Annotated in this window: 11 protein-coding genes, 2 tRNA genes and 1 pseudogene; 8 read left to right on the top strand and 6 right to left on the bottom strand. The window is 53.8% G+C overall.

All coding sequences use genetic code 11. The features are described from left to right. Positions 1-131: 131 nt before the first annotated feature. Together glyS and H6F67_RS08900 are read right to left on the bottom strand one after the other, a co-directional pair. Positions 132-2,276 carry a glycine--tRNA ligase subunit beta gene (gene glyS / locus H6F67_RS08895; RefSeq protein ID WP_190765452.1) on the bottom strand — a complete coding sequence of 715 codons (2,145 nt, stop codon included), beginning with the start codon at positions 2,274-2,276 and terminating at the stop codon, positions 132-134. A 114-nt stretch (positions 2,277-2,390) separates the two neighbouring features. Then, positions 2,391-2,471, bottom strand: a tRNA-Leu gene (locus H6F67_RS08900). A gap of 164 nt (positions 2,472-2,635) precedes the next feature. Here H6F67_RS08900 and H6F67_RS08905 point away from each other — a divergent pair. The 4 genes from H6F67_RS08905 (at position 2,636) to H6F67_RS08920 (ending at position 6,435) form a co-directional block, all read left to right on the top strand. Continuing rightward, the gene (locus H6F67_RS08905) at positions 2,636-3,928 is read left to right on the top strand and encodes a protein kinase domain-containing protein (protein WP_190765454.1); all 1,293 of its coding nucleotides are present in this window, start codon (positions 2,636-2,638) and stop codon (positions 3,926-3,928) included. Positions 3,929-3,989: 61 nt separating this feature from the next. Further along, a complete protein-coding gene (locus H6F67_RS08910; RefSeq protein WP_277874571.1) occupies positions 3,990-4,451 on the top strand; it encodes a peptidylprolyl isomerase in 462 nt (153 codons plus the stop codon). A 164-nt stretch (positions 4,452-4,615) separates the two neighbouring features. Next, entirely contained in the window at positions 4,616-6,100 is a 1,485-nt protein-coding gene (gene gatB / locus H6F67_RS08915) for an Asp-tRNA(Asn)/Glu-tRNA(Gln) amidotransferase subunit GatB (RefSeq protein ID WP_190765456.1), read from the top strand. Positions 6,101-6,361: 261 nt separating this feature from the next. Continuing rightward, a tRNA-Pro gene (locus H6F67_RS08920) sits at positions 6,362-6,435 on the top strand. Positions 6,436-6,482: 47 nt separating this feature from the next. On the opposite strand, the gene H6F67_RS08925 is transcribed toward H6F67_RS08920, so the two are convergent. Together H6F67_RS08925 and H6F67_RS08930 are read right to left on the bottom strand one after the other, a co-directional pair. Continuing rightward, positions 6,483-6,884 carry a VOC family protein gene (locus H6F67_RS08925; RefSeq protein ID WP_190765458.1) on the bottom strand — a complete coding sequence of 134 codons (402 nt, stop codon included), beginning with the start codon at positions 6,882-6,884 and terminating at the stop codon, positions 6,483-6,485. 70 nt (positions 6,885-6,954) lie between these two features. After that, positions 6,955-11,307, bottom strand: a complete 4,353-nt coding sequence (locus H6F67_RS08930; RefSeq protein ID WP_190765460.1) for a DUF4347 domain-containing protein — start codon at positions 11,305-11,307, stop codon at positions 6,955-6,957. A gap of 243 nt (positions 11,308-11,550) precedes the next feature. Between H6F67_RS08930 and H6F67_RS08935 the strand changes: the two genes are divergently transcribed. From H6F67_RS08935 to H6F67_RS08945, 3 genes are read left to right on the top strand one after another with little or no spacing between them, the layout of a single operon-like run. Beyond that, positions 11,551-12,351, top strand: coding sequence for a DUF3891 family protein (locus H6F67_RS08935; protein ID WP_190765462.1), 801 nt, complete (start codon positions 11,551-11,553; stop codon positions 12,349-12,351). Beyond that, positions 12,344-12,931: a rhomboid family intramembrane serine protease gene (locus tag H6F67_RS08940; protein ID WP_313926790.1), complete on the top strand. Its 588-nt coding sequence runs from the start codon at positions 12,344-12,346 to the stop codon at positions 12,929-12,931. Before H6F67_RS08935 ends, H6F67_RS08940 begins: the two co-directional genes overlap by 8 nt. 43 nt (positions 12,932-12,974) lie before the next feature. Then, positions 12,975-13,253 carry a Precorrin-3B methylase gene (locus tag H6F67_RS08945; RefSeq protein ID WP_190765464.1) on the top strand — a complete coding sequence of 93 codons (279 nt, stop codon included), beginning with the start codon at positions 12,975-12,977 and terminating at the stop codon, positions 13,251-13,253. Positions 13,254-13,485: 232 nt separating this feature from the next. Here H6F67_RS08945 and H6F67_RS08950 read toward each other — a convergent pair whose 3' ends face one another. Further along, positions 13,486-14,511 (bottom strand): tetratricopeptide repeat protein, encoded by a 1,026-nt coding sequence (locus H6F67_RS08950; protein WP_190765466.1) that lies wholly within the window; start codon positions 14,509-14,511, stop codon positions 13,486-13,488. 283 nt (positions 14,512-14,794) lie between these two features. Beyond that, positions 14,795-14,980, bottom strand: a complete 186-nt coding sequence (locus H6F67_RS08955; protein ID WP_190765468.1) for a hypothetical protein — start codon at positions 14,978-14,980, stop codon at positions 14,795-14,797. Between the two features lie 63 nt (positions 14,981-15,043). Here H6F67_RS08955 and H6F67_RS28480 point away from each other — a divergent pair. Further along, positions 15,044-15,208: pseudogene (locus tag H6F67_RS28480) on the top strand (IS630 family transposase); the annotation flags it as partial. Positions 15,209-15,321: the final 113 nt, after the last annotated feature.

Here is a 15,321-nt window from a genome sequence, read left to right on the forward strand (position 1 = left end):
GCTGCTGCGGCGAAAATAGTGGGTAGGTGACTGCCTGTGAAGATAGCTCAGTGCCAGGATGTTATTAGCTGCATACAGGGGGGAAGATTGCTCAACCAATCTTCCCCCCTGTGTTATTACTTGAACGAGCCTTAGCTTTTGACAATCGGGCCAAAATCTCCTAGCACACGTGCATGATTGTGCAGCAGTCTTAATAAGCTGAGACGGTTGTAACGGATATTGAGGTCATCTGCCATCACTAAAACGCTTTGCTTTCCGTCAAAGAAGTTGCTGACAACTGGCGCGATCGCTGCAAGGCCATCAACAAGTTTTTGATAGTCACGATCGCGCTGAGCTGCTCTAGTTTCGGGAACAAGCTGCACGATCGCATCATAAAGGGCTTGTTCGGAAGGCTGCTCAAACAAATTGGGCTGTACGACGCCGATTGGATCGAGCGTGGTCATGTCGAGATCGCCTTGGGCGCCAAGGCGAGTAGCGCGGTTGACAGTTTCGTAAATGCGATCGAGCATTCCGTTTTCGCGAATCTGCTGGAGGAAGCAGGCTCGATCGCGTAAATCAACTGGATCCGTGAGCGCCCGTTCAGCCGCGATCGAATCATTCTCGCCGAGTACGGCGTTGACTAGGTCGTAGTCGATCGCGTGGTCTTCCTGCAAGAGCGACCGCATCCGCACCAAAAAGAAATCGCGTAGCAAGGGTAGCAGCGTTGCAGAAGTAGATTTGACAGTGGCGAAATCAGTGACAACCTGTTCGAGCAGTTCGCCTAAATTCACAGATAAATTTGTAGACCAAATTACACTGATGATCGCATTGGCTGCTCGCCTGAGTGCAAACGGATCGGATGAACCAGAAGGCAGCATTCCTAAACTGAAAATGCCAACTAGCGTATCGAGGCGATCGGCGATTCCAACGACTTGACCGGCCAGCGTTTTTGGCAGACTGTCGCTGGCTCCACGTGGCAGATAATGCTCGAAAATGGCGAGTGAGACGGCTTCGGGTTCGCCGCTGCTTTGTGCGTATTTCTGCCCCATCACGCCTTGCAGTTCGGGGAATTCGCCGACCATCTGCGTTACGAGATCGGCTTTGCACAGCAGGGCAGCACGTTGGATGTGCGATCGCTCCTCTCCACTGACCGCAAGCTGATCGGCAATGCGATTCGCGGCTTGAACAATGCGATCGACTTTTTCGCGCACTGAGCCGAGATCTTCTTGGAACGTTACCTGAGCGAGGCGCGGCAGGTAGCTTTCTAAAGGTTGAGTGCGATCGGCATCAAAGAAAAATTTGCCGTCTGCAAGTCGGGCACGAATGACGCGCTCGTTGCCAGCCGCAATGATATCGGACTTAGCCGGATCACCGTTGGAAATTGTGATGAAATACGGCAGCAGTTGATGCGATTCGGCTGATTTGCGAACTGGGAAATAGCGCTGGTGGCTTTCCATCTCCGTCACGATGACTTCAGATGGCAGTTCGAGAAAACTGGAGTCAAATTTGCCGATCACTGCGGTTGTGGTTTCGACTAAATTGGTGACTTCTGCAAGCAGGTCGGGATCGATCGACACGACACCGCCGATTGTTTGCGCTGCTGCTGCTGCCGCCGTTTGAATTTGCTGCTGTCGCTGAGCGGGATCAACTTCGATCGCCGCCTGCCGCAAGATCTCCACGTAGTTCTCGGCGCGATCGATCGTGACGGGATCGGGGTGCAGAACGCGGTGGCCTTGCGAAGTGCGTCCGCTCATGCAGGTTTCCGAGCCGTTTTGAAGTTCGATCGACAAAACTTCGGCGTCGAGCAGCGTCACCAGCCAGCGAATCGGACGGGGAAAGCGCAGATCGCCATCGCCCCAGCGCATGAAACGACGACCTTCAAGGCTGGTAATCCAGTTGGGAACAAGTTCAGCGAGAATTTCGGCAGTTGGGCGACCAGAGATTTTTTGCTGGACGAAGACGAAATCGCCCTTGTCGGTCGATCGCACTTTCAGCGTATCGACTGAGACGCCACACTTTCGCGCAAATCCTTGTGCCGCCTGCGTTGGTTGGCCGTCTCGAAAAGCAGCTTGAACAGGCGGTCCCTTGATTGCTTCTTCTCGATCGGGCTGCTGCGTGGGTAAACCGGAGATGATGGCGGCTAAACGGCGCGGCGTTCCGTAGATTTCAACTTTTTCAGCGGTTAGAAGCTGATCGCTTAAAGCAGCAGGAATTTTCGATCGCCACTGCGCGATCGCGTCTTGGACAAAGCTTGCCGGAAGTTCTTCCGTTCCAACTTCCAATAAAAACGTCGCCATTTTGGATTCTTTTACACGCGAGCCGAGCGGCCACTAAACCTTCTCAGTGTACCTTAGCCACTTGTAAAACAAAGCGCTTTGAGCCATTCGACTCAGAGCGCTTGAAACTGTTGATGCGGATGGCGAGACTCGAACTCGCAAGGCAAAGCCACACGCCCCTCAAACGTGCGCGTATACCAATTCCGCCACATCCGCGTGAGAGAAAGCCAAGTGATAAACTCGACTCCGATTTACAAGCATAATCGATATTGATCAATCTGTGCAAAAAATTTGGAAATCAGTTTACAATTTCCGGTCGTCCCTTGGCGCAGCTTGTAAGATGGACGCACGGTTGCTAGCGATCGAGTTAGAAAAGCGAAATGCAAGCGCTTCTTAACCATCGATATCGCGTTTTGGAAGTTTTGGGCAGCGGCGGCTTTGGCGATACGTTTTTGGCCGAAGATACGCAGATGCCTTCTCGCCGCCGCTGCGTCGTGAAACAGTTGCGATCGCTCGCGCATCAGCCTCAGTATCAGCTTGTGCAGGAACGGTTTCAGCGCGAAGCGGCCATTCTTGAAGAACTGGGCGATCGCTGCGACCAAATTCCCCGCCTGTATGCCTACACGATCGAAGACGGACAGTTCTACCTTGTGCAGGAATGGATCGAAGGTCATACGTTGAGCGAACTGGTGCAGCATAATCCGCTGGATGAGCAGACGGTGCGATCGCTGCTGGTTGAGCTATTGCCCGTCTTAAATTTCATTCACGGCCAAGGCATTATTCACCGGGACATCAAGCCGGACAACGTGATTGTGCGATCGGACGGCAAGCCCGTTCTGATTGACTTTGGAGCGGTGAAAGAAACGCTGAGTACAACGCTGATCAACTCGCAAGGTCAACCTGTGAGTTCGATCGCGATCGGCACGCCTGGATATATGCCGCCTGAGCAAGCAGCGGGTCGGCCAGTTTATTCCAGCGATCTCTACAGCTTGGCACTAACGGCGATTTATCTGCTCAGTGGTGAATCACCGCAGAATTTCTCCTCAAATCCTGATAGCGGCGAAATCGAGTGGCAGCACTTTGTTCACTCGATCGATCCGCATTTTGCTCGCGTCCTTAATCGCGCTGTGCAGCTTCATCCCCGCGATCGCTATCCGACCGCTCAAGCAATGCTGGCTGATTTGCAGGCCGAAACAACCGTGATTGCCGCACCTGTTGCTATCAAGTTTGATCTGCTTGCTACACCTCAGCGCGTCTGGATAGGCGGTGTTGGCTTGATGATTGCGCTGATGGTTGCAGCGGGTGCGATCGTTCGCGTTTGGCCGCAGCAGTCCACCGAGCCTGCGTCGATCGCATCGGGCATTCAGCGCTCTTCGATCGAGCCGACTGCCTCACCCACCCCGATCGACTATGACTGGCTGTCAGAACGATTGGTGACTCAGGCCGACATGCAGGGCAAAAGCGCTGAAGACTTGACGCGAATGCGGAATGCGATTTTTGCTCGTCATGGTCGCCGCTTTGATGATGTTCAACTTCAGCGGTATTTTGACAGTCAGCCTTGGTATCGCCCAGTTTACGATCCGATCGAGTTTCCCACCGATCTGCTTAACTCGATCGAGCGCGAAAATGCGACGCGAATTTTGAACTACCAAAAACAAAACGGATTGATGTAGCGGTCTTAAATTCTCCTTATGGTTTGAGGCGATCGCTGAATTATTTCGCTAGGGTAGGCAAATGCAAACGGCCATCAGCAAACGAGGAGACAGCATGGCGCAGGCAAAAGCTGGAGATACGGTAACGGTACACTACACAGGCAAGCTGGATGACGGTACGGTGTTCGACTCTTCGGTCGAGCGTGAACCGTTGCAGTTTGCGATCGGGTCGGGCAGCTTAATTCCTGGTTTTGAACAGGCAGTCATCGGCATGACTCCGGGCGAATCGAAGACTGAAACCATCGCTGCTGAGCAAGCTTATGGCCCACACTATGAAGAAATGGTTTTGGTGATCGATCGCAACCAAATTCCGGCTGACATGCCTGTTGAAGTCGGCACACAGCTTCAAATTCGGCAAGAAACTGGCGAAATGATTCCCGTGATCATCACGGACGCCAACGATGCGGAAATCACGCTGGATGCAAATCATCCGCTGGCAGGCGAAGAGTTGACGTTTGAAATTCAGCTCGTGGCGATCGATTAGGAAATTGAATGTCGGGCGGCGAAGCTTCGGTGGCGGCAGCAAAAACAGAAAGCCTGTCGCGTGGCAGTAAAGCGATCGCGCATTGGGCTGTTCGCCACCGCCCGACACCTAATCCCCCTTCCCGATAAAATGGAAGTAATTTCAACCACTGGAAACCTGCTTCCATGACTACTGCTGCGCCAATTAAGACTCAGTACGAAGCGATTATTGGCTTAGAAACGCACTGTCAGCTCAGCACCGAGACGAAAATTTTCTCTGACAGCTCGACGGCTTTTGGATCAGATCCAAACGTCAACATTGATCCGGTCTGTATGGGTCTGCCGGGAACTTTGCCCGTCTTGAACCAGAAAGTGCTGGAATATGCCGTCAAAGCCGGGCTGGCGCTCAACTGCCAAATCGCGCCCTACAGCAAGTTCGATCGCAAGCAGTATTTCTATCCTGACCTGCCAAAGAACTACCAGATTTCGCAGTACGACTTGCCGATCGCCGAACATGGCTGGCTCGAAGTCGAAATTGAAGATGCCGACGGGAAGCCTGTCCGCAAGCGCATCGGCATCACCCGTCTGCACATGGAAGAAGACGCTGGAAAGCTCGTCCACGCAGGCAGCGAACGCCTTTCGGGTTCCGCCTACTCGCTGGTCGATTACAATCGTGCAGGCGTGCCGCTTGTCGAAATCGTTTCGGAACCGGATATGCGATCGGGCGCGGAAGCCGCCGAATATGCCCGCGAACTGCGCCGAATCATGCGCTATTTAGAAGTGAGTGACGGCAACATGCAGGAAGGCTCGTTGCGCTGTGACGTGAATATTTCCGTTCGCAAAGTCGGCGCAGACAAGTTCGGCACAAAGGTCGAGATCAAAAATATGAACTCGTTCAACGCGATCGAACGCGCCATCAATTACGAGATCGATCGGCAAATCGAGGCGATCGAATCTGGCGAACGCATTGTGCAGGAAACTCGTTTGTGGGAAGAAGGCTCGCAGCGCACGATCAGTATGCGGGTCAAGGAAGGATCGAGCGACTACCGCTATTTTCCGGAGCCGGATTTGGGGCCGATCGAAGTCACGCCCGCTCAGCTTGAGGAGTGGCGATCGCAACTGCCGGAACTGCCCGCCCAAAAGCGTCAACGCTATGAAAGCGAACTTGGCTTATCGCCTTATGATGCGCGAGTGCTGACGGACGATCGCACGATCGCTGAGTATTTTGAGGAGGCGATCGCAGCAGGTGCAAATCCAAAGCCAACGGCAAACTGGATTATGGGCGACATCAGCGCCTACTTGAACAACGAGCGGAAATCAATTCGCGAAATTGGTTTAACGCCACAGAGCTTAGCCGAACTGGTGAAGCTGATTGAAGACAACACGATTAGCAACAAGATTGCCAAGGATTTGCTGCCAGAACTGCTGGTCAATGGCGGTTCGGCCAAGGAACTGGTTGAGCGCAAAGGGCTGGTGCAGATTTCGGATACGAGTGCGATCGAAGCGGCGATCGATGCGGTCATCGCTGCCCATCCAGATGAGCTGGAGAAATATCGAGCTGGCAAAACTAAGCTGCTCGGCTTTTTTGTCGGTCAGGTGATGAAGCAGACGGGCGGACGTGCCGATCCAAAGCTCACAAATCAGCTTCTGGCTCAAAAGCTGAACGGATAATTAAATTTTCTAGAGTTCGCTAGGGGAGGAAAACGCTACCCCTAGCGTTTTTGTATGTTTTTGTGAAATTTCTGCGAAAGGGGGTTACACCCCTCACCCCTGTCATGGCATACTGTGTTAAGTAGATGCACCCTGATGGTTGGGGGAGCCAAAGTTGGCTCTCCCTTTTTTTGTAGAAATCGTGATTTTAAGTCAAGCCGATCGAGATTTGCAAGGATTCGATCGCGCCGTACATCTCGTGCTATTCTAGATAAGGCAAATCGGGGCGTAGCGCAGCTTGGTAGCGCACTACTTTGGGGTAGTAGGGGTCGTGGGTTCAAATCCCGCCGCTCCGATCGACAAGAAAGCCGCTGTCACAGGCGGCTTTTGCTGTATCTAGGCGTTATTTTGTCAGGTCGAAATGCGGATTCCAGGCAATTTCCCACAAGAAGCCGTCCGGGTCAGCAAAGTAGCCAGAATAGCCGCCCCAATCAGTGTCTTGAGCGGACTTGAGCAGTTTGCCGCCTGCGGCGATCGCCTGAGCCAGCACTCGATCGACCGCTGCTTTGGACTCAACATTATGAGCTAGGGTGAAGCCACAAAATCCGCTGCCTGAAGGGGAAACTTGGGCATCTGCGGCCAATGCCTCGCGTGGATAAAGCGAAAGCCAAGTTCCCTGCAAGTGAAAGAACGCAATGCCCTCGAAGCTGCGATCGCACGGCAAACCCAGACCCGCTGCATAAAAGGCGATCGATCGCTCCAAATCCGCAACGCCAAGCGTGATCAAGCTGATGCGTGGTTCCATTTTGCCTCCGAAGAACGCCCAACAATCTTAGTACATTTGTCCGAATCATTTCAACAGAGCGATCGTCAAGCTAGATGACAAAATGCGTGGAGTCGATCGTGCTGATTGAAATTGATTCCAAGCGAGCAAGCGTGACAAACTGCGTTTCCGCACTGCTGCCGTCTGCATCAATTTGAATGTCTGTATGATTGCCAACCTGCACCAGTCGCACAAAATTTTGATACTGCTCAAAGCTGGAAGTGCTGCGAAACTGAGGCTGCTTGAAGATCGATCGCAAGTCGATTACATCTTCACCTGCTTCAAATTTTTGAATTAAATCGGTTGCGTCCGCGATCGCCTGGAAGACAAACATATCTTTGCCACCGCCGCCGATTAGCGTGTCGTGTCCCTGCCCGCCCACGAGAATGTCATCGCCCTGATTGCCGCTGAGCCAGTCATTTCCTGCGCCTCCCAGCAATAAATCTCTTCCCTTTCCGGCATAGAGGCGATCGCGACCAGAACCTCCTGCGAGTCGATCGCGACCTGCGCCGCTGTAGAGTCGATCGTTGCCTGCGCCGCCATTTAGTTTGTCTTGTCCCAATCTGGCTTTGCCGTAGCCGCTGCTGAGAACGTCATTGCCTGCACCACCGTTTAAGACATCGTTGAACCAGCTTCCTTTAAGGCGATCGCGATCGATCGTGCCCGTCGTCTTCCGGTTTGGGCGTTCAAAGGCAATTGCAGGAATTGGAGTGCCCATCGGTTTGGCGGGGTTGAGGGTCGGTTGATCCGGCTGTGGCTGCACCACGAAGCGAAAAACATCGATCGCGGCGGCATTGGTGGTGTCGGTTGCCGTGACTTGAATTTCGATCGATCCAACATGCTCGGTCGTGGGAGTGGCGCGAAAGGTTTTTCGATCTGCATCAAAGCTGAGCCAGGTGGGGAGCGGATTGCCGTTGGCAAGCGTGGCGCGGAAGGTGAGGCGATCGCCAAGATCCGCATCTGCAAAGGTGTCGATCGGTAAGGTAAAGGTCGATGGACGACCGACGATCGCGCTTTGGTCAGCGATCGGAGTTGCTACAGTGGGCGCATCGTTCACAGGAGTATAGGCAATGATTGCCGCAACGGGCGGTGTGCTGTTCGTGCCGTCGCTGATGCTGAGGTTGAACGTGGGTGCGGCTTCGCTGCCGTTGTGGACGAAGCGGATTTGTCTGTTGGTCGCTTGTGCTTGAGTAAAATCTGTGACCGCGATTCCTGGACTGCTGATTAATTCAAATTGGCCGTTCGTGACGCTGCTGACGCTGAAGCGGACTGCTGTATTTTCCGCATCGATCGCGCTCAAGTTCGCCTCTGTCAGCATTAGACTCTTGCCTTCAATCACGCTGAAGCGGTTATTCACCAAAACGGGCGCGTCGTTGATTGCCGTGACGTTAATTGTTTTGGTTGCAACGGTGCTGCCGCCATCGCCATCAGTGAGGACGAGCTGCAATATCCGGGATGCGGTGTTGGGATCTTCGGAAACGTTGGCGTAGGTGAGGTTTTGCAGCAGGGCAGAAACAGCAGTTGGCGTCGCGTTGGCGTTGAATTGAAAAATTAGCGGTGCTGTGCCGTCGCTGCCTGTGAAGGACGCGATCGCCGTATCGTTCCAGCGAACCTCGTTGCCACTGATGCTAATCGATTCGGCAGCGCGAACGGTGAGGCGATCGTCTGCTGTGCCGCCTGTGGAGTAGTCGATTGTCAGCGTTCCGCCCTCAAAGTTCGCCGAATCGGAGTCGCGGACGGTGGCAATCGCATCGATCGGCGTGGCTGGATCGTTTTCGGTGTAGTCGAGGGCAGCGTCCGCAAAAGCCAGGATGGGGGCGACGTTGGGGGCAAGGTTGGTCAGGCTGAAGCGAACCGCACTGCCTTGATTGCCCGCTGTGGTTGCCGTAACGGTGTACGTGCCGCCTGTGGCATTGGCAGTGATTGAGGCGATCGCTTGTCCTTCAGAAATCGCGATCGTTTGGCTGACCGGATTGGTACTCGCTCCCGTTGTGGGACTGGTAAAAGTCACTGCGCCGCCGTTGACGGGTTCATCGAAGCCGCTGCGAATGCTGAGCGCGATCGGATTGGCGAAATTCGTTTCAGTGCGGGTGGTTTGGTTGCTGCCGCTGACGAATTCGAGCGTAAAGCCACGCGATTCAAATGCACCGATGTCCACTGCGCCGACTCGCGCCACGCCTCGCTGGTCTTGAGTCGGGACGCCACTGATGCCCGCATCGATCGCCGCACTACCGGGAAGCAACGCATGAGTTTGGGTTGAACCGCCGTAGCTGCCCAGCGGGGAAAGGCCAACGGAGGCAAACGTGCCCGCGAGATTGTTGCTTTGGTTCGTGATGCTGCCTGCGATCGCGTTGCTGGCGTTGCTGACCAGCAGGTTGTTGAACAAGCTGGCGATCGTGCCCGTGTTGGCGATGCCCGCATTGGTGCTGGCGGCGATCGTGTTGTTGACGAAATTGGCGATCGTGCCTGCGTTTGCAATGCCCGTGCCGTTGCTGCTCAACGTGCTGTTGCTGAGATTGGCGATCGTGCCCGTGTTCGCAATGCCGATCTCGTTGTTGTGAAAGGTGCTGTTGCTGATGCGGATTGTGCCTGCGTTGTCGATCGCGCTGCTGCCGTTGCGGAACGTGAATCGATCGAACGCCACATCCACGCCTGCACTGATGCGGAAAATTGCGAATCGATCGACGGCTTGCAGAGTCGGTGTGCCGATCAAATTGGCGGTTTCGGTAAGTTCTAACGTGCTGTTGATTGCGATCGCGTCGTTGCTGATGTCGCTGTCAGTAAATACGCCTGCAAAGGTGATTGTGTCGGCTCCGGCGATCGCGTTGGCGTTCAAAATCGCCTGCCGGAGCGAGCCTTCGCCTGTGTCGTTGGTGTTGGTGACGACAAAATCGTTGGCGGCGATCGTCAAGCGGTCTGTTGATGTGCCGATCGCGTAGCCTGTGCCGTTGGTTAGCGTCAGTTGAATGGTTTCGTCGGCTTCAGCAGCCAGATCATCGATCGGCTGAATGGTCAAAGTTGCCGCTGTGGTTCCAGCCGCAATCACAAAAGCACCATCCGCAACGCTGCGAATTCCCGTGCCGCCAATGATCGTGTAGTCGCGGTTGCGATCGGCACTGCCTGCGATGCTGAAGTTGATCGTTAAATCTGTGCTGGCAGCGCGGCTGAGCGACAGGGTAAATGTGCCGTTGGTGAACGATTCGATCGGGCTGCTGCCTGCGGCGATGCTGAGCGTGGGAACTTCGGGCGGACTGCTGCTGTTGCGGGGCGTGGGCGTACCTGTCGTAAAGTCTGCCGCATTGCTGTCTGTATCGCGATTTTCGGTGCGTTTTGCCGCCGTTGTATTGCTCAGGGCGGGGGCTGCACTCGTTTCAAAGCCGTTTGCCGTGCCATAGCCCACCCGATCGATCACGCTGGCGTTTGTGGGATTTGCTCCACTCAGCGCTGTGGAATTGCTGACCAGGGCAACTTTGCCGCTGGTGGCACTCAGCATAATTGATCCGATCGCGTCCGGCGTCGGCAAATTGATCGACCCGTTACTGCCGCTGCCCTGCTGAATCAGGTAGTAGCTGAAGGGGGCGATCGATCCTGAAAGCGGTGTCACCTGCCAAGTTGTGCTAGTTGCAGGGGCATACTGCACTGACCAGCCGGACAGGTCAACCGCCGTTGCGCTGGTGTTGAACAGCTCAATAAAGTCGTTTCGGAAGGTTGTGCCAGCGTTGCCGCCGCCGCCGTAGATTTGGCTGATTACGACGTTGCTGCTCGGTAGAATGCCGCTGTAGCGATCGATTGCAGCCGACTCAAATGCCAAAGCACTCGTAATTTCTCCGGTTGCCGCTTCTAAAATCCAGTCGCCGCCCAAATCAGAACTGCCCGTCAAATTGGTGGATGCCGCAATATCTAAGCCTGTAAGCTGACTGAAGCGATCGACAAATGCCTGCCCCAACTCGCCTTCCGCGACGTGACAGCCGTAAATCAAAATATCGGCATCTGCGGTGAGCAACTGGCTCCACTGCTGAAGTTGCGCTGCGTGATCTTGAAGTGTGGATTCGGTGAGCCAGTCGCGCCCTAGCTGAATTGCGCCCGCTTTCCCGTGTGACACCAAATGCAGACTGGAAATATTTTGTCGTCCCTGCAATGCCTGCGTGATCTGTGCGATCGCATCCTGATGGGGATCGAGAATGTGAATTTCCGTTTGCGGCTGCACCGCTTGGAGCAAGCTTTGATAGTCAGAAATTCTGGAATCGATGAACATCAAGGAAGCGATTGGCTCGATCGGGTCGCTAGTTGATTCCGGAGCGGTTTGACGATCGCTCAAATTTGTAGCCTGCTGAAAGCGCATATTGAGAACACCCACACCAATGAACAAACAGGCAAAATTGTCAGCACAAACGAAAGCAAGCACGACACAGCACTTGCACACTGATTGAGGTGCAGTTCATTTAGAAACCTGCAAACTCAAGCAAGATGAACAGCATCAAAACTAAACACTTGAATTTAGAATTCCCGAACCTGAAAAAAAATCGCGATCGAGAGAAAATTCGACGGGTGAATGGCGCGTGTGAATTTGGGCAAGTCTAACTAGAGTCAGTTGAGTGCGGCCTGACGGTGCAAGTATGCTGCTGAGTATTTTGTTGCGATCGCCTCCATGCTGCATCGTCCACTTCCGACTGGTCTACTTTGCATTACGCAACCGACTCATGCTTGGCTGGCAGGTCAGCTTGCTCGCGCTTGGGGAAATGCTGATTTTGGTACGTTTGCGCCTTGGCCGGAAGTATGCTTGGGCGCAGAACTGCATGATATCGGCTGGCTGCGCTGGGAACCACAGCCGACGCTGAATTTGCAAACGGGCTACCCGCACAGCTTTACTGAATTGCCGCCGCAAGTGAGCGTCGAAATTTGGACGGGCGCAAAGCAGTTAGCGATGCCGTTCGGTCGCTATGCAACGCTGCTTGTTTCGCTGCACGGAACTGGCTTGTTTCACCGCTTTACAGGCTGGCAGCGCTCTCTCGAAGCGATCGATCGCGTTCAAACTTATTTGAATCAAGAAGCAGAATTTCAGCAGCACCTGATCGCTCAGCTTCGAGCTGATCTGCACTACGAGGGAATGGCGACGCCAGAGGTAATCGATCGCAATCGCCAACTGGTCGCAACGTGGGACACGCTGTCGTTGATGATTTGTATGGGCGTTCGTCAGTCGAAGGTGGCAGATGTTCCCAGTGCGAATGGTAAAACAACGTTGACGCTGGCGGCGATCGCCAACGATCCAACTCGACTAACCCTTGATCCTTGGCCGTTTCAGGCAGAATCAATGACGCTGAAATTTGAGGGGCGCATCCTCAGTCAAACGTTTAGCGATGAAGCAATGATGCGATCGAGCCTGCAAACTGCTCCCTGGATGACGATTTCCACCACGATTACGCCCGTCAGCGGAGGCGATCGTGATTGACTCGATTCCCGCTGAAGCTCGAATTTTAGGCGGCTTTGTCGTGCTGATTTGGCTTTTGGAAAGCATCGATCGGTTGGTGCTGCGGCATCGGCTAAACCGTTTGGGCATTCGACCTCGATCGCAAATCGGTCTGCGCGGCATTTTGTTTGCACCTCTGCTGCACGGCACTTGGCAACATCTGAGCGCCAATACTGTGCCGTTTGTCGTGCTGGGTGGATTGGTGATGCTGGGCGGGCTTGACGAGTTTGCGATCGTCACGGCTGTCGTTTGGCTGGTGAGCGGTTTGGGCGTTTGGCTGTTTGCCACGTCGAACAGTCTGCACATTGGCGCGAGCGGCTTAATTTTTGGCTATTTTGGCTTTTTGCTGCTGCGGAGCTATTTTCAGCAGGATTTGACTTCAGGGGCGATTGCCTTGCTCGTCCTGTTCCTCTACAGTCCGCTGATCTGGGGAATTCTGCCGATTCGACGGGGCATTTCCTGGCAGGGGCATCTGTTTGGCTTGGTAGGCGGCGGGCTGGCCGCTCGATATCTACCGCAGTTGCGACAGTGGCTCGAACTGGTGCGATCGAACTTCACCTGAACGAGCGCTAGGATCGATCGTATCTGCAAGCAAAATTTGAACGATGGCACAGGATGATTTGACGGGAGACGCGCTGATTAAAGAAGTGTGTCGGCGCATTCGAGTCGCCCGCAGCTATTGGGATGCTCACAACAACGCCGCCTGTCGGGGAGAGCGCGATCGCGCCTTGGCACTTTACAACACGCTCACGAAAGAGCAAAAAGCAAAAATCCCCGAAGTTTTGCGCGTTTGGCTGCGCTATCGCAGCGAGAAATATTTTGGCGCTCACCGAACGCCGCCCCAGCCGAAACAGCAGGCAAAACGGCGATCGAAATCGTCCTAGACTTTTGGGTTTCAACAGCCGTTTGGGTTTCAACAGCCGTTTGACGAAAATCGTTAAGCTATGTAAAGCAGTTTTTCTCTCGGTTGACTATGCTGATCGACGTGCCTGCCTCAGTCCAAACCTCAAGTGAACTGCCTGCGGGCAGCAGCGACCTCGATCGCTTTGCCTGCCAAGAAGCGTAGTATCCCGTTTTCTATATCGAAGATTTAGATAAAACGAAGCCCAACAAGTTCTAGTTGAGGCTGGCCGTTTCGATTGAATGAATTTGACTGGCTTTGGCAAATTCACCGATCGCACAGTAGGCATTTTTCAAGCCGTCGATTGCTCGCTGCTCCATCATTGGATCGGCGATTTCACGCGCAACAATTAACCGCTGTTCGTAATACTCGATCGCAGGCTCAAATGCGCCCATGACTTCATGAATCACGGCGAGGCTTTCGAGAATTTGCTCTTGCGATCGATCGTCCTTCAAGCTGCGAGCGACTTCCAATCGGGCTTGCTGATAGGCGATTGCCTGTGCGTAGCTGCCCATTGCGTAAGCAGCACTGGCTAAATTTTTCAAGATCAAAGCTTCGGCGGGACGATCGGCTTGCTGGCGCACCAGTCGCAGCAGTTGCTCGTAGCAGGCGATCGTCTGACTATAATTTGCCAGCCCGTAGTGCAGATTGCCCAAATTGCGAAGCACCTGCCGCTCGATCTGCGTATCTTGATGCCGACGAGCGAGATCGAGGCAGTGCTGGTAGTAGGCGATCGCGAGTGCTTCGTCGCCTGCGGCTCGATACACCATGCCCAAATTGTTCAGGGCAGCAAGTTCCCCGCGAACATCAGCAATTTCGCGAGCGACTTTGAGGCTTTGCAGCTTGTATTCGATCGCCCGTGCATAATCTTCCAGATGGCGATAGGCATTGCCCAAATTGCCTAATGCCTGTCGCTGTGTGCGGCGATCGAGCGTCAGGTGCGAAATTGCCAAACTTTGCTGCGAATAGGCGATCGCTTCGGCATAATTGCCCAGCGCGTAGTGCGCCAAACCCATGCTGCTGAGGGCGCGGCCTTCTCCCTGCAAATCCGTCAGGTCTTGGTACAGATCGATCGCTTGCCGCAGCGTGTTCAGCGCCGCTTGATAGCGACGGATCTGGTGCTGCTCGATCGCTTTTTCGAGCAGGCGATCGGCTGCTTGCTTGCGGGGGTCGAGGGCATCGTCGCCCCAAACGCGATCGGCGGCTGGAATAAACGTGCCTTGTTCCTCGAAGTCGTTCATCTTTTTTGCCGTGAAAGCTGCACAGATCGATAAGGTCGATCGCACTGCGTAGCGAGTACGTTGTGCCTACCTATGATTAACTGATTCGGCAGATTCCGAGTTCGGTAAATTCTCCGAATTGTGCCTTCGTCGAATTGGGTAGGCGATCGCAACAAAGTTATTTCACGCAGAAGTCCTGTTCGTTATTTATACGAATTTAAAGAGTGGTGAGGGCAGATAGGGCAGCAAGAAAAAAGGGATAACCCGTAATCGAAGCAATCATCGGAGCGCTTAGTGGATCGAGTCATTGATCGATTTTGGTTTGCAGGTGATGAAGGGTTTCTAATGTTGCCCTCGCTGCTCGCTGTTCTGCTGGCGGCGGGTGGGGACGAGCCACCTTGAGTTTGGCCTTGAGTCGATAGCGTCTCCTCTGGTAAAGCGCATGATACTCGGCTTCGACGCCCAACTGCTCGGCTAACCACTGTTGCACCTGTCCATCACTTTTGAAGTTGTGTTCTGGCTCCTGTAGCCGCTTTGCCAGTGCTGTTTGCTGCCCATTGCGCTAGAGAGCCTGCACAACAAACGAGAACAAGAACACTACCGTAAAGCGACCCCTGAGTATGTGCAATTGTTACTTGAAACGCTTGAGATTGAGCCAGCAGAACTGGCGTATGAATTTGGACGGTGGACAGCAGAACGTTTGGCAACCTATTTGACATACAGCAATCCTAAATAGGAGATGAACAGTAGCCGTACATAAATGCTTTGGCAAAAGCAAAGGTTTGACAATGTGTGACTAATTGAAACAGAAACTTGACCGACCCAAATCTT

Origin of the sequence: Microcoleus sp. FACHB-1515 (assembly GCF_014696105.1) — a bacterium.
In the GTDB taxonomy this organism is placed as follows: Bacteria; Cyanobacteriota; Cyanobacteriia; order Elainellales; family Elainellaceae; genus JAAUTJ01.